The organism is Pseudomonas sp. Pse1 (assembly GCF_024519635.1).
In the GTDB taxonomy this organism is placed as follows: Bacteria; Pseudomonadota; Gammaproteobacteria; order Pseudomonadales; family Pseudomonadaceae; genus Aquipseudomonas.
Window position 1 is genome coordinate 51,917 of sequence record NZ_JALJRO010000013.1, and the last position, 20,893, is coordinate 72,809.

22 protein-coding genes and 1 tRNA gene are annotated in these 20,893 nt (G+C 61.5%); 12 read left to right on the forward strand and 11 right to left on the reverse strand.

What is annotated here, in order from left to right:
* Positions 1-9: 9 nt before the first annotated feature.
* The 4 genes from NR126_RS19140 to NR126_RS19155 are packed head-to-tail and all read right to left on the reverse strand — an operon-like array spanning position 10 to position 3,172.
* Positions 10-1,131, reverse strand: a complete 1,122-nt coding sequence (locus NR126_RS19140; protein WP_256830852.1) for an amidase — start codon at positions 1,129-1,131, stop codon at positions 10-12.
* A complete protein-coding gene (locus tag NR126_RS19145) occupies positions 1,128-1,598 on the reverse strand; it encodes a nuclear transport factor 2 family protein (protein ID WP_027620614.1) in 471 nt (156 codons plus the stop codon). The genes NR126_RS19140 and NR126_RS19145 overlap by 4 nt, the downstream gene beginning before the upstream one ends.
* Positions 1,599-1,601: 3 nt before the next feature.
* The gene (locus tag NR126_RS19150; RefSeq protein WP_027620615.1) at positions 1,602-1,973 is read right to left on the reverse strand and encodes a hypothetical protein; all 372 of its coding nucleotides are present in this window, start codon (positions 1,971-1,973) and stop codon (positions 1,602-1,604) included.
* A gap of 29 nt (positions 1,974-2,002) precedes the next feature.
* The gene (locus NR126_RS19155; protein ID WP_105754730.1) at positions 2,003-3,172 is read right to left on the reverse strand and encodes an acyl-CoA dehydrogenase family protein; all 1,170 of its coding nucleotides are present in this window, start codon (positions 3,170-3,172) and stop codon (positions 2,003-2,005) included.
* Positions 3,173-3,536: 364 nt separating this feature from the next.
* On the opposite strand from NR126_RS19155, the gene NR126_RS19165 reads away from it, so the two are divergent.
* The 6 genes from NR126_RS19165 to NR126_RS19190 all read left to right on the forward strand — a co-directional run bounded on the left by NR126_RS19165 (position 3,537) and on the right by NR126_RS19190 (position 8,662).
* The gene (locus NR126_RS19165) at positions 3,537-5,018 is read left to right on the forward strand and encodes a sensor histidine kinase (RefSeq protein ID WP_027620617.1); all 1,482 of its coding nucleotides are present in this window, start codon (positions 3,537-3,539) and stop codon (positions 5,016-5,018) included.
* A 167-nt stretch (positions 5,019-5,185) separates the two neighbouring features.
* Entirely contained in the window at positions 5,186-6,334 is a 1,149-nt protein-coding gene (locus NR126_RS19170) for an amine dehydrogenase large subunit (protein ID WP_256830853.1), read from the forward strand.
* An 11-nt stretch (positions 6,335-6,345) separates the two neighbouring features.
* Positions 6,346-6,885: a MauE/DoxX family redox-associated membrane protein gene (locus tag NR126_RS19175; protein ID WP_027620619.1), complete on the forward strand. Its 540-nt coding sequence runs from the start codon at positions 6,346-6,348 to the stop codon at positions 6,883-6,885.
* A gap of 5 nt (positions 6,886-6,890) precedes the next feature.
* Complete coding sequence (mauD, locus tag NR126_RS19180) at positions 6,891-7,511, forward strand: methylamine dehydrogenase accessory protein MauD (RefSeq protein WP_027620620.1); 621 nt, start codon at positions 6,891-6,893, stop codon at positions 7,509-7,511.
* An 18-nt stretch (positions 7,512-7,529) separates the two neighbouring features.
* The gene (locus NR126_RS19185) at positions 7,530-8,051 is read left to right on the forward strand and encodes a methylamine dehydrogenase light chain (protein ID WP_027620621.1); all 522 of its coding nucleotides are present in this window, start codon (positions 7,530-7,532) and stop codon (positions 8,049-8,051) included.
* An 89-nt stretch (positions 8,052-8,140) separates the two neighbouring features.
* Positions 8,141-8,662: a hypothetical protein gene (locus NR126_RS19190; RefSeq protein WP_027620622.1), complete on the forward strand. Its 522-nt coding sequence runs from the start codon at positions 8,141-8,143 to the stop codon at positions 8,660-8,662.
* On the opposite strand, the gene NR126_RS19195 is transcribed toward NR126_RS19190, so the two are convergent.
* Both NR126_RS19195 and NR126_RS19200 read right to left on the reverse strand, forming a co-directional pair.
* Complete coding sequence (locus tag NR126_RS19195) at positions 8,656-9,858, reverse strand: GGDEF domain-containing protein (protein ID WP_051550592.1); 1,203 nt, start codon at positions 9,856-9,858, stop codon at positions 8,656-8,658. The two genes, NR126_RS19190 and NR126_RS19195, sit on opposite strands and share 7 nt — an antisense overlap.
* A gap of 33 nt (positions 9,859-9,891) precedes the next feature.
* Positions 9,892-10,143, reverse strand: a complete 252-nt coding sequence (locus NR126_RS19200) for a hypothetical protein (protein WP_027620623.1) — start codon at positions 10,141-10,143, stop codon at positions 9,892-9,894.
* Positions 10,144-10,468: 325 nt separating this feature from the next.
* Between NR126_RS19200 and NR126_RS19205 the strand changes: the two genes are divergently transcribed.
* Together NR126_RS19205 and NR126_RS19210 are read left to right on the forward strand one after the other, a co-directional pair.
* Complete coding sequence (locus tag NR126_RS19205; RefSeq protein ID WP_256830855.1) at positions 10,469-11,230, forward strand: SDR family NAD(P)-dependent oxidoreductase; 762 nt, start codon at positions 10,469-10,471, stop codon at positions 11,228-11,230.
* A 43-nt stretch (positions 11,231-11,273) separates the two neighbouring features.
* On the forward strand, positions 11,274-11,486 hold the full coding sequence (locus tag NR126_RS19210) for a hypothetical protein (RefSeq protein ID WP_051550593.1): 213 nt from the start codon (positions 11,274-11,276) through the stop codon (positions 11,484-11,486).
* 198 nt (positions 11,487-11,684) lie between these two features.
* Here NR126_RS19210 and NR126_RS19215 read toward each other — a convergent pair.
* A tRNA-Val gene (locus NR126_RS19215) sits at positions 11,685-11,761 on the reverse strand.
* A gap of 184 nt (positions 11,762-11,945) precedes the next feature.
* Between NR126_RS19215 and NR126_RS19220 the strand changes: the two genes are divergently transcribed.
* On the forward strand, positions 11,946-13,229 hold the full coding sequence (locus NR126_RS19220) for an FAD-binding oxidoreductase (protein ID WP_256830858.1): 1,284 nt from the start codon (positions 11,946-11,948) through the stop codon (positions 13,227-13,229).
* Positions 13,230-13,268: 39 nt separating this feature from the next.
* On the opposite strand, the gene NR126_RS19225 is transcribed toward NR126_RS19220, so the two are convergent.
* The 3 genes from NR126_RS19225 to NR126_RS19235 form a co-directional block, all read right to left on the reverse strand.
* Positions 13,269-14,477 carry a DSD1 family PLP-dependent enzyme gene (locus NR126_RS19225; protein ID WP_256830883.1) on the reverse strand — a complete coding sequence of 403 codons (1,209 nt, stop codon included), beginning with the start codon at positions 14,475-14,477 and terminating at the stop codon, positions 13,269-13,271.
* A 74-nt stretch (positions 14,478-14,551) separates the two neighbouring features.
* Positions 14,552-15,880: a D-arabinono-1,4-lactone oxidase gene (locus NR126_RS19230; protein WP_256830888.1), complete on the reverse strand. Its 1,329-nt coding sequence runs from the start codon at positions 15,878-15,880 to the stop codon at positions 14,552-14,554.
* An 84-nt stretch (positions 15,881-15,964) separates the two neighbouring features.
* On the reverse strand, positions 15,965-16,351 hold the full coding sequence (locus tag NR126_RS19235) for a cytochrome c5 family protein (RefSeq protein ID WP_033866417.1): 387 nt from the start codon (positions 16,349-16,351) through the stop codon (positions 15,965-15,967).
* Positions 16,352-16,684: 333 nt separating this feature from the next.
* Here NR126_RS19235 and NR126_RS19240 point away from each other — a divergent pair, with 333 nt between their 5' ends.
* Together NR126_RS19240 and NR126_RS19245 are read left to right on the forward strand one after the other, a co-directional pair.
* Positions 16,685-18,310 carry an NADP-dependent glyceraldehyde-3-phosphate dehydrogenase gene (locus NR126_RS19240; protein ID WP_027620655.1) on the forward strand — a complete coding sequence of 542 codons (1,626 nt, stop codon included), beginning with the start codon at positions 16,685-16,687 and terminating at the stop codon, positions 18,308-18,310.
* Positions 18,311-18,340: 30 nt separating this feature from the next.
* The gene (locus NR126_RS19245) at positions 18,341-19,417 is read left to right on the forward strand and encodes an FUSC family protein (RefSeq protein ID WP_177327285.1); all 1,077 of its coding nucleotides are present in this window, start codon (positions 18,341-18,343) and stop codon (positions 19,415-19,417) included.
* Between the two features lie 7 nt (positions 19,418-19,424).
* Here NR126_RS19245 and NR126_RS19250 read toward each other — a convergent pair whose 3' ends face one another.
* Complete coding sequence (locus tag NR126_RS19250) at positions 19,425-20,318, reverse strand: DMT family transporter (protein ID WP_027620657.1); 894 nt, start codon at positions 20,316-20,318, stop codon at positions 19,425-19,427.
* A 132-nt stretch (positions 20,319-20,450) separates the two neighbouring features.
* Here NR126_RS19250 and NR126_RS19255 point away from each other — a divergent pair, with 132 nt between their 5' ends.
* A complete protein-coding gene (locus NR126_RS19255; RefSeq protein WP_027620658.1) occupies positions 20,451-20,888 on the forward strand; it encodes an Lrp/AsnC family transcriptional regulator in 438 nt (145 codons plus the stop codon).
* Positions 20,889-20,893 lie beyond the last annotated feature (5 nt).

A 20,893-nucleotide genomic window follows, 5' to 3' on the forward strand; every position in this document is an offset into this window, starting at 1 on the left:
TCCCGGGGGCTAACCGAGCATGCTCTGTTGCAGTTGCGCACCGAAGGCGCAGACCTGTTCGTCCTGCCCCTTGCGCCCGACGATCTGCAGGCCGACTTTCAGCCCGCCGCAGTCCAGTTCCACCGGCACCGTCAGTGCCGGGTGACCGCTCAAATTGAACGGCCGCACCAGCGGCGTCATGCCGGCTACAGCCTTGCTGCCGGCGCGGGCGTCGCTGACGGTCGGCGGCAGGCTGGGCAGTGTTGGCAAGAGCAATACGGCAAAATCTTCAAGCGCCTCATCCACTTGCCGGGTGAAGCGCGCACGTACGGCTTCGGCTTCGGCCAGGTCCTGACGCGAGGTACGGCTGGCCGCCAGCAAACGGGTTTCGACGTCGGCACCGATCAGGCCCTTGCCGGTCAGGTGACCGAACGCGGCCCAGTTTTCAAAATTGATCACCGTCAGCCCGGCGACGAATGCCGCTTCGAATTCGCTCAACTGCAGGTGGCTGCGCCGCCATCCGGCACGGTCCGCAGCGGCACCGAGGCTGGCTTGCAAATGGGCGTCGCAAGCAACGTCGAGAAAACCGACTTTGGCGCCATCGCCGGGCAGGCCTTGCACGTTGAAGCCCGGGCAGATCACCTGCATCGCGGCGATCAGATCGTCCATGGATCTGGCGAACGGCCCGACGCAATCGAGGCTCGATTCCAATGGGTGAGCACCGACCCGGCTGACCCGCCCATAAGTCGGCTTCAAACCGGCAACCCCGCAGCACGCCGCCGGCACGCGCACCGAACCACCGGTGTCGGTGCCAATGGCGATGTCCGCCAGGCCTGCGGCAACCGCCGCGGCCGAGCCGCTGGAGGAACCACCGGGCACCCGGTCAGGGGCTTGAGGGTTGATCGGGGTGCCGGTCCAGTCGTTGATCCCGGTGACGCCGAACGCCAGTTCGTGCAGGTTGGTCTTGCCGACAATCTGCCAGCCAGCGTCGAGGATCGCGTCGACGACTTCGGCGTTCTTGATAGCCGGGGCAGCCTCGGCAAACGCGCGGCTACCGGAACGGGTCGGGTGTCCGGCAATATCGATCGAGTCCTTGATCGCCACGCGCTTGCCGTTGCCACCGAGGAGGAATTCGCTGATGAAGGTACTCATGGGCGCAGCTCCAGGTTCAACAGGCGCTGGGTGCGGAAATGGGCGATCAGCCAAGTACCGTTGACGCAGCGAAAATCAATGTTCAACCGGGTGCCGAACAGCTCGTTGCGGCCATCGGCGTAGGTGGAAATCTGCTGCATGATCCACTGCCCCTGCGCGCCTTCGCCGTCGACCACAATCGACTCGCTGGTGAGGTAATGCAGGTTCAGCTGGAAGTGATCGGACGGCGGCAGGTAACCCGCAACGAACGCCGCGATCGCCTCGCGTCCACGGTGCTGGCCGAAGGTCTGCGCGGTCTGGGTGCCGAGGCCTTCCCAGATCGCGTCCTCGGTGAACAGTTGTGCCAGGTCGCGGGCCTCGACCGGCGCCCGCGGCACATCGCACAGGTCCATGTAGCGCGCCATCAGGCGGCGCACTGCACTTTCCCCTTCGAGCGTCGCCAGACGCTGCAGCAAGGCCTCGTTCATGGCTTACACCTTGGCCGCGTCAGGGATGGTCAGCGGACGGCCGATGCGCGCTTCGACCTTGGCGTAGCGCCACAGGCTGTATTCGTTGACCGGCGTGGTGCGGAACAGGTTGCAGGCGTCGATCACCGTCTGGTGGCAGTCGACGTCGGCCATGATGTACACGGTCCAGGGCGAGGTGGTGGACGGGCCGACCATCAGGCGGTCGTCATCCATGGCGCCGAGCACGGTGATGCCAGGCATCGCGCCGAGGTCGCCCATCATTTTGCTGAAGCCTTTCCAGACGCTCAGGCCTTCGCCGGTGGGCAGGTCGAAAAAGTTCTGGGTGATGCCGATGCAGAAGACGACGCGCAACGGTTCCTGGGTAGCTTGGGACATGACAGTGATCCTTGAATGAGTGAGAAAAATCAGATGTAGCCCGGGAACGGCTGGACGCCGAGGAACACCGAGCCGGCGCCGTCGTAAAGGCCTTCACTGAGGAAGGCGTGCTGGGTCACCACCATCGAATCGCGCAGGTAGCGTTGCAGCGGATGGCGCAGGTAAATCGCGGTGGTCCCGGCCAAGCTGTAGGCGCTCTGCACCACGGCAGCGCCGGCCTGGGACACGTGAATCGCTGACAGACGCAGCAGGCTGGTCTGCTCTGCGGTGACCGGATTGCCGGCCAAAATCGAGTTCCACACCTGTTCGGTCGCACCGTAGAAGAACGAGCGTGCGGCGCTGAGGGTGGCTTCGGCCTTGGCGACTTCGATGCGCACGTAGGCACGGTCAGCCAGTTTCGGCGCGCCGGTGATGCCGCCGCCGTTGGCCATGCGGCTGATTTCGTCGAGGGCGGCGCGGGCCAGGCCGAGGTTGACCACGGCCAGTACTTGCGCGGCGTAGGCAATCGAGGGGTAGCGGAACAGCGGCTCGTCGATGGTCGCAGCGCCGCCACGAATGAAGGTCCAGCGGTCTTCGACGAATTGTTCGCTGACGCGCAGGTCATGGCTGCCGGTGCCTTTGAGGCCGACCACGTCCCAGTTTTCGATGATCTCGACCTGGCTGGCCGGGAACACTGCGGTGCGAGGCTTGCCACCGGCGGCGCTGGCGCCAATGCCGACACCGAGCAAGTCCGCGCCCTTGCAGCCGCTGGCGAATTTCCAGGTGCCGTTGACCTGCCAGCCGCCTTCGACCACCTGCGCCGGCTGCAGCGGGAACAGGCCGCCGGCGAATACCAGGTCCGGGCTGTCGGCGTAGAGTTCGGCGAGGGTTTCCGGGGGCAATGCAGCCAGGTAGACACCGGCGCTGCCGAAGCTGGCGACCCAACCGGCCGAGCCGTCGGCTTCGGAGATGCGTTCGATCATCTGCAGGAACAGGCCCGGCGCCAGGGCGTCGCCGCCGAAGCATTTCGGCGTGGCAGCACGGTAGATGCCGACCTGCTTGAAGCGCTCGATCATGTCCCGAGGCACATGGGACAGGGCGTCGAACTCTTCACGACGCTCACGCACCTCGGCCAGCACCTGCTGAAACAACTGACTGTCGAGCATCGGCTCGACCGGATCGGAAACCGGATCTTGTAGGACGACAGCTGAGCGCAGCATGGGCGAATTCTCCGTTGTGCTTATTGTTAGAGGGCTCTGCGCCGTTCCCTGTAGGAGCGAGCCTGCTCGCGAAAAACCTCCAGACGGCGCGTCCAATCAGACAGGACGCGTTATCGTTGACGATCATCGCGAGCAGGCTCGCTCCTACAGGTCAAAAGTCACGGCAGGTGCGGATACCCTTGCATTGCGGTCCAGTGTAAAAACCCCGCCCACGCCCAACTATTGGTGCGTGCAGCCCCCCACCTAAAGAAAACCCCTAGTGCGACAGCGGTTACCTCTGAGCGCATCCCCATGCGCGAGCGGGTATAAAACGCCATACTTGGGCCACACTCGGCCGGAACCCGCTGCTGCGAAGGGCTGCGCGATGTATTTGCCAAAACCGAACGACTTTTATGCGCTGATCGAAGCCATGCCGCTGTGCATCATTCTTCATGACGCGCACACCAAGGAGATCCTCTGGGCCAACGCTGCGGCCCTGGCGGCGCTGGGCTTTACTCTGGAAGAACTGACCCCGCTGAAAGCCCCGGACATGACCCGCGACGCGCCGAAGTACCGGCGCTCCGTTGGCCTGCGCTGGCTGGAAGGCGCCGCACGCACCGGGCAACGTGCCATCGAGTGGTGCTATCGCTCCAAGCAGGGCGTGGAGATTCTGTCCGAGGCGGTGGCGACCCTGGTCCACCTGGACGGCCGCGATGTGCTGATGGTGCAATTCCGCGACATCTCCAAAGAAGACAAGGTCAAGCGCGACCTCAAGCGCTTCGAAAGCCGGCTCAAGGCTTTTATGCAGGATCTGGCCGAGGGCGTGGCGGTGCTCGGGCCGCAGGGTGATATCCGTTTTATCAGCGACTCCGGCGCCCACCTGCTCCACGGCGAAGAACAGCATCTATTGGGCGAAAACTTCCTCGCCTGGTGCGACGAGACTTCGCGCCAACGCCTGCTGCAGCAACTGAGCAATGTGTCGCCGGAACACGCCCCCTTCGCCGTGCACTATCGGGTGCAACGGCGCGACGGTGAATGGCGCTGGCATGACGCGACCTGCCGCTATATCGAAATCGAGGACGACCTGGCCGGCCACCTGCTGCTGTTCCGCGACGTCACCGAGCAGGTGCAGGCCGAAGAAGCACGGCGCCTCAGTGAACAAAAACTCGAATACCTGGCGCGCTACAACGCCATGGGCGAAATGGCGGTGGCGATTGCCCACGAACTCAGTCAGCCACTGGCCGCGACCCGCAACTTTATCGAAGGTGCGGTGATTCGCCTGGGCGCCAGCGCCGCCACCGACCAGGGCGTCACCTGGGGTTTACAGAGCGCCGTACGGCAAATCGAGCATGCCTCGGTGATCATCAAGAGCGTGCGCGACTACGTGGTCAAGCTGGAGCAGAGCGAGGAGCAGGTCGACCTCAATGAGCTGCTGGGCGAAACCCAGTACTTCATCAGCCTGCGTGCCGACCCGAGCCGGGTCCGCGTGGAAATCGTCCCCTCGCCCACGCCGCTGCGGGTCAGTTGCGAAAAAGTGCTGATCGGCCAGGTCATCCTCAACCTGGCCTTCAACGCCATCGAAGAAATGGCCGACCTGCCAATCGAACGGCGGCTGTTGCGTATCCATGCCAGCCAGGACCAGGGCGTGGCATTGGTGCGAATCGAAGACAGTGGCCGAGGCATCCAGGCCCAGGCGCAGGAGAAGCTGTTCGACGGCTTTTTCTCGTCCAAGGTCAGCGGCAACGGCATCGGCCTGGCGCTGTGCAAGAACATCATCGGCCGTCATCGGGGCGATATCTGGGCGCAAAACCTCGAGCCGTGCGGCGCGGTGTTCAGCTTCTCCCTGCCGCTTTCAGCCCCGCGCTGAGCCCGTCCTGTCAGGCGCTTATGCCGGTTTGATGACACTGGCACAGACACACAAACACTTGGCAGGCAGGGCAATTCTCCCGCCGGCGGCGCGGACTAGAATCAAACCGTGAAAATCTGCCAAAGCACCCGCGATCCGCGTTACCAACAATTCAGGAAGTTCCCCTTATGCGAACAAACAGGATCTCCGTACAGTCAGCGCTAGGCCTGAGCCTGCTTGTACTCGGTTTGAACAGTGCCCGCGCTGATCTGCCGCCGGACACCATTGGCCAGACTGTGCTGGCATTTCCCCCGGAAGCGCACCGCGCGTTCGTGGTCGATGTCGAGTTCGAAAGCTTCGTCGCGGGCCGCGTGACCGTGGTCGACCCGGACCAGAAACGCGTGCTGGGCATGGTGCCGACCGGTTTCGCCGCGCCATCGGCCTTGAGTCATGACAAGAAAACCCTCTACAGCGCCGACATCTGGTATTCCCGTGGCACCCGTGGCGTGCGCACCGACGTGCTGACCGCCTGGGACAGCTCGACCCTGTCGCCGGCCTGGGAAGTGCTGATCCCGAACAAGCGCGCCGAGTCGCTGACCCAACGCTACGGCCTGAAGACCAGCGGCGACGACAAGTTCGTCTACGTCTACAACTTCACCCCGTCGACCTCGGTGACTGTGGTCGATACCCAGGCCAAGGCAGTGGCGACGGAAATCGCGATCCCCGGCTGCGTGCTCAACTACCCGGTGGGCAACCGCCGCTTCGCCTCGCTGTGCGGCGACGGCAGCCTGCAGGTGGTGACCCTCAACGACCAGGGCCAGGAAACCGCCCGCAGCCGCACGCCGTTCTTCGACCCGAACGCAGAAAGACTGGTGGAGCGCGCGGTCAACGTCGGCGACACCTACTACTTCACCACCACGACCGGCACTGTGCGCCCGGTGGATTTCGCCGGTGATGCACCGAAGATTCTGCCGTCCTGGTCGCTGGTGTCCGAGGAAGAGAAGAAGGCCGGCTGGGCCCCGGGCGGCTGGCAGCTGATGGCCGTGGCGCCTAAGCTGGATCGTCTGTACGTGCTGATGCACGACGCCCACGAACCAATGAAATGGGAAGACCCGAGCACGCTGATCTGGGCGTTCGATCTCAAGACCCACAAAAAGGTCGGCACCCTGGAAGCGCCGGTTCCGGTATGGAGCATGCAAGCCACTGGCGACGACAAACCGCTGCTGCTCGGCGCCGACGTGGAAGGCGGTCTGCAGATCTTTGACCTGAAGACCAACACACACACTGGCAGCATGGCCAAGGTCGCAAAAACCGCGACTCAAGTCATGAGCTACTAAGAGGTTCGGCCATGCACATCGATCCGATCTTCATCATTGCCAGCGCCATCGCCATCGCGGTGTTGCTGGCCAGTGCCGCGACCCACAAGGTCCGTGCACCGGCACGCTTCGCCCGGCAACTGGCGGATTACCAACTGCTGCCCCAGGCGCTGGTGCGTCCAAGTGCACGCCTGGTTCCGGTAGTGGAGCTGGGCATTGCCTTCGCCCTGCTGGTGCCGGTAAGCCGTAGCTGGGCCGCACTCGCGGCGGCTGGCTTGCTGGCGCTGTACGCCGCCGCCATCGGTATCAACCTGTGGCGCGGTCGTGCCGACATCGACTGCGGTTGCGCCGGGCCTGACCAGGCCCAGCCATTGCGTCCGGTGTTGCTGGCGCGCAACAGCGCGCTGGTGGCCCTGGCGTTGCTGGCCAGCGTGGCACCGGTGGCCCGCGACCTGACCCTGTTCGACGGTTTCGTGACCCTCGCCGCTGCCGCTGTCGCGCTGCTGATCTACGCCGCCGCCGATGGCTTGCTGGCGAACTCCCCTCTTCTGCTCAAATTGATTGGTAGGTAATCAAAATGGAAGGCTTGATCGTTTCCAACATTCTGCTCTGGGTTTTATTGGTGGCCGTGGCGTTCGTCGTCATGGGCCTGGTTCGTCAGATCGGTGTCCTCCATGGACGCCTGGCGCCAGCCGGCGCGCTGATGGTCGACAAAGGCGTGGCGGTCAATGAACAGGCACCGCAAATCACTGCCAGCGACCGCAAGGGCCGCCCGGTGAACTTCGGTTATGCCGGCGAGAAATCGCAACTGTTGTTCTTCCTCTCGCCGACCTGCCCGATCTGCAAGTCGCTGCTGCCGGCGATCAAGTCTATCGCCAAGGAACAGGCTGGCACCCTCGACGTGGTGTTCGTCAGCGATGGCGACATGGACGCCCAGCAAGCGCTGATCCGCGAGCACAAACTCGAAGACGCCACCTACGTGGTCGGCCCGGAAGTCGGCATGACGTATCAGATCGGCAAACTGCCGTACGCCGCGCTGATCGACAAGGCCGGCACCCTGCGCGCCAAAGGCCTGGTCAACTCCCGCGAGCACCTGGACAGCCTGTTCGAGGTCGAGCACCTGAAACACGCCACCCTGCAGCAGTACCTCAACGCGCAGCCCCACGACCATGACCACGGCCACGGCCATAGCCACTGATAAGGCAGGGAGACCTTTATGAAACTGCTGGATCTGTTGTTTGAGCGCTCCACCCGCCGTGTCGCCGACACCACCTCGCGGCGCAAATTGCTGTCGCGCATGGGCTCGCTGATGGTCGCCGGTGCCGCCCTGCCCCTGCTGCTGCCACTGGATCGCACCAGCAAGGCGCTGGCCGCCACCGACCCGAAAGCCGGTGACCCAGGTGATCCGAACAGCTGCGACTACTGGCGCTACTGCTCCATCGACGGTTTCCTGTGCAGCTGCTGCGGCGGTTCGGTGACGTCCTGCCCACCTGGCACCGAAGCCTCGCAAGTGACCTGGATCGGCACCTGCCGCAACCCGGCCGACGGCAAGGACTACATCATTTCCTACAACGACTGCTGTGGTAAGCAAAGCTGCGCCCAGTGCGCCTGCACCCGCAACGACAGTGAAGAACCGGCCTACCGCCCGTTCAACAACAACGATGTGAACTGGTGCCTGGCCGCCAAATCCCACATCTACCACTGCACCGTCTCGATCATCCGCGGCGTCGCCGTTTAAACCTGCTCGTTTCGCCGGGAGCGCCTGCTCCCGGCTTTTTTTTCAGTCCTGCATTGTTTTTTATTGGCTACACAGACCTGGGGTTTGTCATGAGTAAATTGCTCCTCATCGCGCTGATCTGCTCCCTGAGCGCCCCAACCGCCTTCGCCCGCGCCATCCCCGTCCCGGGCCAGCGCCATGCACCGGGCAACGAAGCGCCGCAAACCCCGATCGCCCAGGCGGGCTACAGCGTCGGCGTGAACTACCAGTTGCAATGCGCCGGCTGCCATCTGGGCGACGGCAGCGGTTCAGCCGCCAACGACACGCCGCGGATGAAAGGTTTTGTCGGCAACTTCCTGAAAGTACCGGGTGGGCGCGAGTTTCTCGTACGTGTGCCGGGCATGTCCCAATCGGCACTGGACAACGCGCAACTGGCCGACCTGCTCAACTGGCTGATGCGTGAAGACGGCATGGCCGGCAGCAGTCGCCCGGCGAATTACCAGCCGTACACGGCTGAAGAAGTCACCCAGCTGCGTGCCCAGACCATGCTCAACCTGCCGGGCACCCGCAGCGAGTTGATCAAGGCCATGCGCGCGCAAGGCATCGCGATTGATGACGGGATGAATTACTGAGGCTGGTGTACCGGCGCGACGGCAACCGGGGCTTCACTCGCGGCGCCGGTTGCCGACGCCAGCCGCACCGAATTACGCCCCAGCTCCTTGGCCTCGTACAGCGCCGCGTCGGCCCTGGCCAACAAGCTCGCCGGGCTGTCGCCGGCAGCCGGTATGCCGCAGCACACACCGATACTGATGCGCACCGGGATGCTTGCCTGATCATACTGTGCCGGGTGCTCGGCCAATGAGGCACGCAGGTCGTCAAGGACGCTCATGGCGCCTTCGGCATTGGCGCAGGGCAACAACAGCAAAAACTCCTCGCCGCCATAGCGACCAATGCTGTCGGACTTGCGCAGGCGTCGGGTCAGATGATTGACGCAGTGGCAAATCACCTCATCGCCCGCCAGGTGACCGTACTCATCGTTGATTTGCTTGAAGTGGTCGATGTCGATCATCGCCACCGCCAGGCACGATTCTTCGCGACGCGAACGCTCCACTTCCTTGGCGAATTGCTCAATGATCGCTCGGCGGTTAAGAATGCCGGTCAACACATCGCGCAGGGCCAGGTGCTGCAACAACGATTCGCTGCGCTCTTTGGCCATCAGCACCAAGCCGAGGGAAATCATCATCGCGGTGAAGGTGCCGATACTGACCGAGAGGGTCTGCTTGAGGTTGCTCACGTCATAGCGCATCTCGGCAGCGCCACCGCCGAGCACCGCGACAACGCGCATGCCCAGACCAATCAGGCTGATGCTCGAACCGATGATCAATAGCATGCGCGCCCGACCCTGGGCCGGCACGTAGCGCAGTGTCCAATGGATGATCAGGCTGCACTGCAGCATCAACACCAATGTGGCGGCGAGCATGCGCGGCTCAAGGGTATCGATCAGGCTGATCATTGCCAGCAACATCACCGCCGGCGGCGCGAACACCCGCCACCAGGGCACCGGCAGCTCGACAATGCGGAACACACTGGCGCCATAACAGGCCAGCGCGAGGGCCAGCAGACTGTTGGCCAGGCCGTAGGTAAACCACAGCGGTGCATGTCCGTAGAAGGTGTAGCCGACGTAGGCCAGGGCATGGGCGAGCAAACCGAAACCGATGGTCAGCAAACCGTCACCCCGGTTGAACTGACCCACCAGAATCAGACAGAACGCCATGATCGTCGCCACTAGCGCGACGCAGGCAAACAGCGTGGGGGTATGGGCAATCATCGGACTTCACCGGGCGCTGGCATTCACCTCAGGTTAGGCCATTCGGCTCGCCTGACTGAAAGATCTCAGCCACAGGCAGAACAAACCGGCCGTCAGCGGCGGCCAGACGAGGAACGCGGCCTCGCGGTAGTCGAACATTTCGTAAATGACCCGCGACAGATCGATGTCCGCGCTGATCGCTACCTGAAATAGCGCGTTGCCCATGATCAGGCAGAACATCCCCACGCCCATGGCCCCCAACACAAACAGCGTCCTTTCCAGCAGGATCTTCTGACCATTATTCATCGCAACGTCCCTGATTGTAGTGTGGGGCATGAGTCTTTTCTGGCCAGCTTTACGGGGGCTGTACCGGAGGTTGGCGATGTTAAAATATCAGAATGCCATTAGTGCAGACAGTACTTCGTAGTGGATGCGGGGGCGTATTTTTTGACGCCAGAAAAGGCAGGCGGTGCGGCGGATTGAACGTAAATACATCCAAGCGCTGATGGGGCATGCGGACGAGACGATGACGAAACACTAGCCCATCGCCCGGTCATCAAGATGGCCAGACGCCGACTTTGCCCGCTTGGTGGTACGGTAGTGGCTCTTTAGCAACTAACTCGAGTTCAGCATGAGTTCCCATCCGACAACAGATAACACACTACGTGTTGCGCTGATTACAGGATCCACTTCCGGTATCGGCGCAGCCATCGCTCGTGTATTAAGCCAGGCAGGCTATGCGGTGATCCTGCATTCGCGAAGTTCTGCTGATACGGGACGCGCTATGGCTGCCGAAATGAAGCGAGCTATTTACGTTCAAGCTGATCTTGCTATCGAAGCCGACAGAGTCAGGCTCATAAAAGAGGCGATCGCCGCGTGGGGGCAGCTCGATGTATTGGTCAATAACGCCGGCATCAGCAGAGTTATTCCGCACAGCGACCTTGCCTCTGCCACTTCGGATGTGTGGCACGAGCTTAACGAGATTAATGTCGTGGCGCCGTTCCATCTAGTCGCATTGGCCGAGTCGGCATTGCGCGATGCCGCCCGTTACCGCCGAGCAGGTTGCGTCGTAAACATCAGTTCACATGCCGGTGTCCGCCCCAAGGGCGCATCCATTCCCTACGCGGTGAGCAAAGCTGCTCTCAATCACATGACCCGCTTGCTTGCGGTGTCGCTCGGGCCGGACATTCGCGTAAACGCTGTGGCGCCTGGCTTGGTCGACACGCCTCTGACCGCAGAGTGGACAGAGGCGCAGGAGTTATGGCGAGTTCGCGCACCTATGCGAAAGGCCGCTAGCCCAGACGACATCGCGAAAGCGGTCGCAATGTTGGTTGACTCTGACTACTTAACTGGCGAGATACTCCTGTCTGACGGCGGATTGAATTTGACGTAGACCGACTCTAACCACGCAGGAAGCAAAGACAACGAAAGACATTGTGATTACCGTAGTGAATTTCTTCGCCTGGGCAGGAATCATCGTTGCAACGGTTGTGGGGTATTTCGCAATGAAGGGCAACTACGAGTACATCGGCGCCCTGATTGGCTTCGCTGTAGGCTGCCTAGGCTCTGGAGTGTGGTTTGTACTCTCGGCAATTCATCAGAATATCCAAACCATCCGAGACATTGCGGTCAAGCAATCGCAAGGCTGATCACAACCTTCAACACCCGCCCCACCACAGCCAACCCAAAGCAAAATCCGATCCGAAAATGAACTGATATCGGCGTTCACATTACCCAGTGTGAACGAACCCGATATTTTGTGAACGTTCTGTAGGAATCCAAGACAACAAAAAAGGGCCCACCTTTCGGTGAGCCCTTCTAGACCGCCCAGCAGAGCGGATTTTGTTTGGTAGGCGCGATTGGACTCGAACCAACGACCCCCACCATGTCAAGGTGGTGCTCTAACCAACTGAGCTACGTGCCTGCTGTGAGGCGGCATTCTACGGAATTCCGGAGGGGTGTCAACACCTTTTTTTCAGCTAACCCTATGAATATGCAAAATATTTAATTTCGGCCCGACAAACCTGGAATTCCGCTGACTGGTCGTGGGTTTTTAACTCGGGTAGGATCAGTGCACTCGTAAAATATATTCAACAGAGGCTGCAGGAATGGCGAACACTCCTTATCCGCAATCCTATTATGCCGCGTCGGCCAACCCTGCCCCGTCGCGCCCTTCCCTGCAGGACGATGTGGAAACCGACGTCTGTGTGATTGGCGCCGGTTATACCGGGTTGTCCAGTGCCCTGTTTCTGCTGGAGAACGGTTTTCGAGTGACAGTGCTGGAGGCGGCCAGGGTGGGGTTCGGCGCTTCGGGGCGTAATGGCGGGCAGATCGTTAATAGCTACAGCCGTGACATTGATGTTATCGAGCGCAGCGTCGGGCCCAAGCAGGCGCAGTTGCTCGGGCAGATGGCGTTTGAGGGCGGGCGGATCATTCGCGAACGGGTGGCGCGTTATCAGATTCAGTGCGATTTGAAGGATGGCGGTGTGTTCGCCGCGATCACCAGCAAGCAGATGGCGCATCTGGAAGCGCAGAAGCGTCTTTGGGAGCGTTTTGGTCATACTCAGCTTGAGCTTCTGGACCAACAGCGCATCCGTGATGTGGTCGCCTGCGAGCAGTATGTCGGCGGCATGCTGGACATGAGTGGCGGGCATATCCATCCGCTCAATCTGGCCTTGGGTGAAGCGGCGGCCGTCGAATCACTGGGCGGCACTATTTATGAACAGTCGCCGGCGGTGCGCATCGAGCGCGGCGCCAATCCGGTGGTGCATACCCCGGGCGGCAAGGTGCGGGCCAAATTCATCATAGTCGCCGGCAACGCCTACCTGGGTAATCTGGTCCCCGAGCTGGCGGCCAAGTCCATGCCATGTGGGACCCAAGTGATTACCACCGAGCCTCTGGGCGATGCCCTGGCCAACAGCCTGTTACCACAGGATTACTGCGTCGAGGACTGCAACTACTTGCTCGACTACTACCGCCTCACCGCCGACAAACGCCTGGTTTTCGGTGGCGGCGTGGTGTACGGCGCGCGGGATCCAGCGAACATCGAAGCGATCATTCGGCCGAAAATGCTCAAGGCCTTCCCGCACCTCAAGGACGTGAAGATCGAATACGCCTGGACTGGCAATTTCCTGCTGACCTTGTCGCGCTTGCCGCAAGTCGGGCGCCTGGGTGACAACATCTACTATTCCCAGGGTTGCAGCGGCCATGGCGTGACTTACACCCACCTGGCGGGCAAGGTGCTGGCCGAAGCCTTGCGTGGTCAGGCCGAACGCTTTGATGCCTTTGCCGATCTGCCGCACTACCCCTTCCCTGGCGGGCAACTGCTGCGGACGCCGTTTGCGGCGTTGGGGGCTTGGTATTACGGGTTGCGGGACAAGTTTGGTTTTTGATTGAGTGGAGCAGGCAGCCTGTAAAGGCTGCCCGGTGTATCAGCTATAAACCGGCCAACTCTCGACGATCTTGCCGCCGCGCACGCCCAGTAAATCACCGAACTGCAGCAACACCGACTCAGTCTGCATCGGTCGCAGGAACACCTGGTCGTCCACTTCCAGGCCGACTGCGCTCGATCCATTGACCATTTCCTGATTGGAACTGCGTCCGTACAGGCCGTTGCTCTGCAAGCCGGCTGGCGATTCGTATTCGGCCATCCAGTTACCGCCATAGATGAAGTAGGTCTCGCGCTGGTTGGCGTCCCACCAGGAAAACAGCTTCGACTTACCGTCCAGTGCCGGAATTCGCACCGCGCCGGTACGCTTCAACACCGGCGTGGCGATCCAGGCTGCCGGCACATGCTCGGTCAGCGATGGCAGATCATAATGCGTCGGCTTGAGCATGGCCGTCCCCACCGACACCTCGCTGCTCAGCGATTCCTTTTCATGTATGCGATAGCTCGGACTGCCGGCAGTGTTGAGCGTGAGGTCGGCGCGCCACAGGTCGGCGAACTGCTGCCGGGTGAAGTCCACGGCGTTGTTGTACTGCTGCATGACCTTGGCAAACAACTCGTCGGCGCTACCGAGGATGCCCGGCACGCCCATGCCGACAAAGGGGTCGTAACCCATGAAACCGGCAAACTCCAGGTGCTGCGGGTTGGCGCGGATCAAACCGAGCATCTGGCCCAGGGTTGCGTTGTCGGCCACGCCTCCACGGTGCAGACCAACATCCAGTTCAATATTGATCCGCAACCGCGTGCTCAGGCCTTGAGCCAGCGCCAGGTATTGCTGCAGATGTGCCGGCGTATCGAGCAGCCACTGCAACTGTCGCGCGGGATCGAACGGCCCTTTGTGGGTCTTATAGAACAACTCGGCGGAACGCACCGGTAGGGGCTTGCCCAGCAGGATGTCGGACTGTGGGAACGTCAGCGCATCGTGGTTTAGAAACGGCTGATGAAACGACATCAAACGCTGTGTGCCGGCACGCTTACAGATGTAGGCCAACAGTCCCGGTGCTGGCAGGGATTTCTCCACCAGCCGCAGGTGCTTGCCGCCACGCTGCACCGATTGCATGACCACATCGATGTTGTGATCGAGCCGATCGAGGTCGATCAGCAGCACCGGACGCATCGGTCCGTGGTATTTCAGTTCTTGATTCAAGGTGCGGAAGTAATCGGTATAGGCGGCGCCCCGATTCCCTGGACGCAACAGCGCACCGACGCCAACCAGCAATGCACCAACGCCCACGACGCCGCCGATGAAATGCCTGCGATTAAGGGCCATCAGCTCACTCCCAGGATCGATGACAGATGGGCGTTGAGGAGCTTGCCCTCGGGGTCCAGCGCCTGGCGTACCTCACGGAATTCCTGCCAGCGCGGGTACAACACCTGCAGGTTGCGCGCATTCAGACTATGCAATTTGCCCCAGTGCGGGCGACCGGCGTACTTCCAGAAGATCGGCTCGATGGCGGCAAAGAAATTGTGATGGTCCATCTGGTAGTGCTGGTGCACCGAGATTGAACAGCTGTCGCGGCCCTCGAACATGCTCAAGGCAATGTCGTCGGCTTTGACGTAGCGGTACTCGATCGGAAACCAGGTGCGCAGGTCCTTGTCGGTGATCAGCTTGATGATCTCGCGCAGGCACGCGGGGCCATGTTCAGCAGGCACGGAATATTCCATTTCGTTGAATCGCACCGTTCGCACGTTGGCGTAGATATCGTAGGAATCCCCTACTCGATCCTCGAAGTCAGCGATATGTCGCAGGCTGTTGAGCAAAGTGCGACGGGTGTCAGGGAAATCACTGACGTACTTGTCGAACTTCTCGATCAGATTGACGAACTCGTTGCCGCCCTCCTCGTCAGGACTGACCGGCGGCGTGGCCGGGTCGGTGGTTTCGTTGAGGGCCATTGACAGGGCGTAGTCGGAATGGGTCACCACCAGCATTTCCCAGTGCTGGTTTTCGCGGGTGTTCTTCTCCACGTCTTCCAGCAGTTCCTCGGTCTTGGCGATCCATTGGTGCTCGCGTAAGCGGTACGCCGGGCGATTTTGCATGCGCACCCTGGTGACAATGCCCAGAGCACCCAATGACACCCGAGCGGCGTTGAACACCTCGGGATGATGCTGGCTGTCGCAATCGAGCACCTGGCCGCTGGCCGTGACCAATTGCAGGCCCGCCACATAAGCGGAATAGGACTGGAAATTCTTGCCGGTGCCGTGGGTCGAGGTGGAGATAGCACCCGCCAGGGTCTGGTAATCGATGTCGGCCATATTGTTCAGACCCTGGCCGACTTCTTTCAACGCTTGTCCCATGTGCGACATCGGTGTGCCAGCGCCAAACTCGGCCTGCAGAGTGGCGGCATCGTGACTGAGCAGGCCACTGAAATTGCTCAGCGACAACAGCGTGCCATCGGTGGGCACCAAGGCGCTGAAGGAATGCGCCGATCCTACCGGGCGAATCTTGCCCGGTGCGCTGCCAATAACCTGCACCAGTTCATCCAGATCCTTGGGCGCCAGTCGCGCCTCGGGCAGGCAGCTCTGGGCGCCCGACCAGTTGCGCCAGGGAATCAATCGGGGCGCACGCACCAGTTGGGCCAGCACCGGGTTGCCGCTCAAGACCGTGAGCGCCCCGACGATACTGGCACGCTGTAAAAGCTGACGTCGCGTGAGGTCCATCATCATCCATCCTGGCTGTGAGACTTATTGGAATTGTTGGCCGGACATGAAGCTGATCAACGCGAGGAAATCCTCCTCGGAACACTGCATGCACATGCCCATCGGCGGCATGCCGTTGTGGCCATTGATCGTGTGGTCCAGCAGGGTGTCGGCGCCCTGCTCAATACGCGGTTTCCACGCGGCCAGGTCGCCGGTCATCGGCGCCCCCGAGGCCGGGTTGGCGTGGCACAGCTTGCAGCTGCTGTCGTAGGTGCGTGCCAGTGCAGTGTCGGCGGGCACGGCACTGGCAGCCTGCGCACGCGTGTCGGTACTTTTCGGCTCCTCGCCACAGGCGCCCAGCACGGCGACCAGGAGCAGCAACAGCCACTTGGCGGATGATCGCTGCGGTGCAGCTCGAAACGCTCTGCCCATGATGTTCCCCACTGGTTTCGACGCCTAGGCGGTGATGACGGCTGAAGCTCAACACTAAGCCAGTCACTGCCGCCGGTTGAGGTCATTGTGGGTCATCAAGGGGGGCTTTGAAGGCCAGTCATGCTGGCTTGGATGTGACTGTTTGTTACATCGCCAGCCCGGGATTTGGACTACGCTTGCTCGACACACTTTCAGCACAACCCCTCTAGCCTGCGCTTCAGCGGGTCATTCTGGTAAAAAACCGGGTTCAAGGCGTATAACCGATACAGTGATTGTTCGCCTGCACAATAGCCCAACGACTTTGCGTCACCCATCTTCAGTACGGGGTAGCCCATGAGCACCGAAAGTATCCTCAGCACACTGTTTCCGGCCCTCAGCGATATTCCTGAACAGTACCGTCCGGGCAAACCCTTTGAGCAACGCGACTATTTGGTCGACGGCACCCTGCGCACCTGGAACGGCCCGCTGGCCACCGTGCGCAGCCCGGTGTACCTGGACGTCGACGGCGTCGATGAGCAAGTGATCCTGGGCAGCACGCCACTGTTGGATGCGGAGACGGCGCTGACCGCCCTCGACGCCGCCGTACGCGCCTACGATCGCGGCCAGGGCAGTTGGCCGACCATGCGCGTGGCGGAGCGAATCCAGCACGTCGAAACGTTCCTGGCGCGCATGCGCGAACAGCGCGAGGCGGTGGTCAAACTGCTGATGTGGGAAATCGGCAAGAACCTCAAGGATTCCGAGAAAGAGTTCGATCGCACCTGCGATTACATCGTCGACACCATCAACGCCCTCAAAGAACTCGACCGTCGTTCCAGCCGTTTTGAACTGGAGCAGGACACCCTCGGCCAGATCCGCCGCGTACCGCTGGGCGTCGCGCTGTGCATGGGACCTTACAACTATCCGTTGAATGAGACCTTCACCACCCTGATTCCGGCGCTGATCATGGGCAACACCGTAGTGTTCAAGCCGGCCAAGCTCGGCGTGCTGTTGATCCGGCCGCTGCTGGAGGCGTTCCGCGACAGCTTCCCGGCCGGGGTAATCAACGTCATCTACGGCAGCGGCCGCGAAACCGTCAGCGCACTGATGGCCAGTGGCAAGATCGACATCTTTGCTTTTATCGGCACCAACAAGGCCGCCAGCGACCTGAAAAAACTCCACCCCAAGCCCCATCGCCTGCGCGCCGCCCTGGGCCTGGATGCGAAGAACCCCGGCATCGTCCTGCCTGAGGTCGATCTCGACAACGCGGTCAACGAAGCTGTGACCGGCTCGCTGTCGTTCAACGGCCAGCGCTGCACAGCATTGAAAATCCTCTTCGTGCATGAGGATGTGGTCGACGCGTTCATCGACAAATTCAACCACAAGCTCGCCACCCTCAAGCCCGGCATGCCGTGGGAAAACGGCGTGGCACTGACCCCGCTCCCGGAGTCAGGCAAGGTCGATTACCTGCATGCACTGGTAGACGACGCCGTGCGTAAAGGCGCCAAGGTGATCAATGCCAACGGCGGCCAGGCCCGCGGCTCGTTCTTTTATCCGGCCGTGCTGTACCCGGTAACGACCGAGATGCGCGTCTATCAGGAAGAACAATTTGGCCCGGTGGTGCCAATCGTGCCTTATCGTGATCTGGATACGGTGATTGACTACGTACTTGAGTCAGACTTCGGACAGCAGTTAAGCCTGTTCGGCACCAACCCTGCCGAAGTGGGAAAACTGGTCGACACCTTTGCCAACCAGGTCGGGCGCATCAACATCAATGCCCAGTGCCAGCGCGGTCCGGACACCTTCCCGTTCAATGGACGGAAAAATTCGGCCGAAGGTACTTTGTCGGTGCATGATGCCTTGCGTACTTTCTCGATTCGCACGCTGGTGGCGACCAAGTTCCAGGAGCGCAACAAGGATTTGATCAGCGACATCATCCGCGGCCGGGAGTCGAGCTTCCTGACAACCGACTACATTTTCTAAATCAGCCCCAAAGGACCCAATGCCCAGCCGATGACTGCCCTATCGTCCCGCTTGCCACCCTTGCTGCGGCGCTTGTTGCGGCCCGTGCTCGACCCTTACCGGCGTTATCGCAACGCCCGGGTGATCCACGCGGTAAGGGTCTCGCTGGGATTGCTGGCAACTATCCTGCTGACCACCGGGATCAACTTGCCTCATGGTGAATGGGCCTCGGTGACCATGCTGGTGGTCATCGGCGGCCTGCAGCATCACGGCAACATCGGCAAAAAGGCCGCGGAGCGCGCCCTTGGCACCCTGATCGGTGCCGGTGTGGGCCTGCTACTGGTGCTGCAGCAGGCCTGGCTCGGACTGCCGTGGCTGACCTACTTTTGCATGTCGGTGGTGTGCGGGTTTTTCTCTTACCACGCCATTGGCAAAGGCGGATACACCGCGTTGCTCTCGGCGATTACCGTATTTATCGTCGCCGGCCATGGTGACAACGTGGTCACCGACGGCCTGTGGCGCACGGTCGACATCCTGATCGGCATCGTCCTGGCCCTGGCGTTCTCTTTCGCCCTGCCGCTGTACGCGGTGTACTCCTGGCGCTACAAACTGGCCGGCGCCTTGCGTGACTGCGCGAGCCTCTACAGCCGCATCATCAGCGGCCAATCGGTGACCGACGATCACTACCTCAAGCTGCTCGGCGGCCTCAATGGGGCGATGGTGCAACTGCGCTCGCTGATGCCATCGGTGTCCAAGGAGGTGCGCATCTCCATGACCCAGCTCGACGCCCTGCAACGCAACTTGCGCCTGAGCGTCAGCACCCTGGAGATCCTCGCCAACACTCGCCCCGATCCCCGTGATGAACAGGCGCTGGCGCAGATGCAACTGGCGTTGAAAGCCGAACACCGGGAGATTCGCCGCTTGTTGATCGGCATGGCCCGCGCCCTGCAGTCGGGCTCGACCGAGCGTCTGCAGCGCAGCGTCGAGCAACCGCCCTTGGCGAGCGCGATGGATACGCCGGTGTACAGCGCCCTCGACGGCTATCGACTGCTGACCCGGCAGTTGGCCAACAACCTCAACGACATGGCTGGACGCCTGGTAAAGTCGGCGCCGGACTGGAAGATCTGAATGCCGGTCATTGCGTGACCGCCTTGCGTGCTCCGCTGCCCCAGCCTTGCTGCATCCCCGCCGCAGCCAGCAGAATGGCGACCACGCCGACCCACTGCAGCAACTCCAGGCGATGACCAAAGGCGAACCAGTCAACGAAAATGGCTGCAATCGGGTAGATAAATGACAGGGCGCCGGTCAGGGCCGTCGGCAGTTTCTGGATCGCCCCGTAAAGCAGGACATACATCACACCGGTGTGGACGATCCCCAGGGTCAGCAGGCTGGCCCATGCGCCCGATTGTTGCGGCAAGGGCGACCAGTTGGCCCAGGGCGCCAGCAACAGCACCCCGGTGCACACCTGAATCAGCGCAATCAAATGCGGTGGCGTGCCGGTCAGGCGCTTGATGATCAACGCGGCAAAGGCATACAACAAGGCTGCGCCAAGAGCCAGGGCAATCCCCAGCAGGTACTGGCCGCCACCCTCGCCCTGCTGGCCATGGGCGCTGACGATCGCCAGCATGCCGAGAAACGAAACCCCAAGCCAGAACAGCTTCTGCGCGGTAATTTTCTCGCCGAGAAAGATCGCCGCCAGCCCGACCAGCATAAACGGCTGAACGTTGTACACCGCCGTGCCGATGGCAATCGAGGCCCGGGAATAGGAGGCAAACAGCAGCACCCAGTTGCCGACAATGGCCACGCCACTGAGTACGGCGAGCAAAAAGGTGGTGCGACTCAGGATCCCCGGACGCAGGAAGCCGAACACCGCGCAGATCAGCAGCAAGGTCGCGGCACCGAACACGCAGCGCCAGAACACCACGTCCAGCACCGGCTGGCCCGAGACCAGCACGAACCAGCCAATGGTCCCGGAAATCAGCATGGCGGCAGTCATTTCCAGCGAGCCGCGACGTAAGGTGTTGTCCATGATCGAATCCTCGAAGTGAGCCCACAGTATGCTCATCCAGGCACCGGCTGCTCCATGGCCAAATGCAGGCTAAACTGCGGGTTCACCTTTTTTATAAAGGCATATCAGCTTTTTTGCCTTACCGAGGTTCAGATGACTGACGATATCGATCAAATGCTGATTGCCGCACTCATGGAAGACTCGCGGCGCTCGCTCAAGGCCCTGGCGCAGATCAGCGGCCTGTCTTCTCCCAGCGTCGCCGAGCGCCTGCGTCGCCTGGAAGAGCGCGGTGTGCTCAAGGGCTATACGGTAGAGATCGACCCCAAGTGCTTCGGTTATCAACTGCAGGCCATCGTGCGCATCCGCCCGCTGCCCGGGCAGTTACAGAACGTCGAACGGCAGATCCAGGCCATCCCCGAGTTCACCGAGTGCGACAAGGTCACCGGCGATGACTGCTTCATCGCGCGGCTCCACGTGCGCTCGATGGAGCAGCTCGACACCCTGCTCGACCGCCTCAACAGCTACGCCGAGACCAACACCGCCATCGTCAAGAAGACGCCGGTCAAACGCCGCCTGCCGCCGATGGCCTGAGCAGC

What these genes read in the sequence shown, in the direction of transcription:
- NR126_RS19195 (WP_051550592.1), bottom strand. Translation starts at nt 9,858, where the DNA reads ATGATTGCCCATACCCCCACGCTGTTTGCCTGCGTCGCGCTAGTGGCG.
- NR126_RS19235 (WP_033866417.1), bottom strand. Translation starts at nt 16,351, where the DNA reads ATGGGCAGAGCGTTTCGAGCTGCACCGCAGCGATCATCCGCCAAGTGG.
- NR126_RS19140 (WP_256830852.1), bottom strand. Translation starts at nt 1,131, where the DNA reads ATGAGTACCTTCATCAGCGAATTCCTCCTCGGTGGCAACGGCAAGCGC.
- NR126_RS19175 (WP_027620619.1), top strand. Translation starts at nt 6,346, where the DNA reads ATGCACATCGATCCGATCTTCATCATTGCCAGCGCCATCGCCATCGCG.
- mauD (WP_027620620.1), top strand. Translation starts at nt 6,891, where the DNA reads ATGGAAGGCTTGATCGTTTCCAACATTCTGCTCTGGGTTTTATTGGTG.
- NR126_RS19240 (WP_027620655.1), top strand. Translation starts at nt 16,685, where the DNA reads ATGAGCACCGAAAGTATCCTCAGCACACTGTTTCCGGCCCTCAGCGAT.
- NR126_RS19255 (WP_027620658.1), top strand. Translation starts at nt 20,451, where the DNA reads ATGACTGACGATATCGATCAAATGCTGATTGCCGCACTCATGGAAGAC.
- NR126_RS19170 (WP_256830853.1), top strand. Translation starts at nt 5,186, where the DNA reads ATGCGAACAAACAGGATCTCCGTACAGTCAGCGCTAGGCCTGAGCCTG.
- NR126_RS19205 (WP_256830855.1), top strand. Translation starts at nt 10,469, where the DNA reads ATGAGTTCCCATCCGACAACAGATAACACACTACGTGTTGCGCTGATT.
- NR126_RS19250 (WP_027620657.1), bottom strand. Translation starts at nt 20,318, where the DNA reads ATGGACAACACCTTACGTCGCGGCTCGCTGGAAATGACTGCCGCCATG.
- NR126_RS19185 (WP_027620621.1), top strand. Translation starts at nt 7,530, where the DNA reads ATGAAACTGCTGGATCTGTTGTTTGAGCGCTCCACCCGCCGTGTCGCC.
- NR126_RS19150 (WP_027620615.1), bottom strand. Translation starts at nt 1,973, where the DNA reads ATGTCCCAAGCTACCCAGGAACCGTTGCGCGTCGTCTTCTGCATCGGC.
- NR126_RS19145 (WP_027620614.1), bottom strand. Translation starts at nt 1,598, where the DNA reads ATGAACGAGGCCTTGCTGCAGCGTCTGGCGACGCTCGAAGGGGAAAGT.
- NR126_RS19200 (WP_027620623.1), bottom strand. Translation starts at nt 10,143, where the DNA reads ATGAATAATGGTCAGAAGATCCTGCTGGAAAGGACGCTGTTTGTGTTG.
- NR126_RS19165 (WP_027620617.1), top strand. Translation starts at nt 3,537, where the DNA reads ATGTATTTGCCAAAACCGAACGACTTTTATGCGCTGATCGAAGCCATG.
- NR126_RS19220 (WP_256830858.1), top strand. Translation starts at nt 11,946, where the DNA reads ATGGCGAACACTCCTTATCCGCAATCCTATTATGCCGCGTCGGCCAAC.
- NR126_RS19245 (WP_177327285.1), top strand. Translation starts at nt 18,341, where the DNA reads ATGACTGCCCTATCGTCCCGCTTGCCACCCTTGCTGCGGCGCTTGTTG.
- NR126_RS19190 (WP_027620622.1), top strand. Translation starts at nt 8,141, where the DNA reads ATGAGTAAATTGCTCCTCATCGCGCTGATCTGCTCCCTGAGCGCCCCA.
- NR126_RS19155 (WP_105754730.1), bottom strand. Translation starts at nt 3,172, where the DNA reads ATGCTGCGCTCAGCTGTCGTCCTACAAGATCCGGTTTCCGATCCGGTC.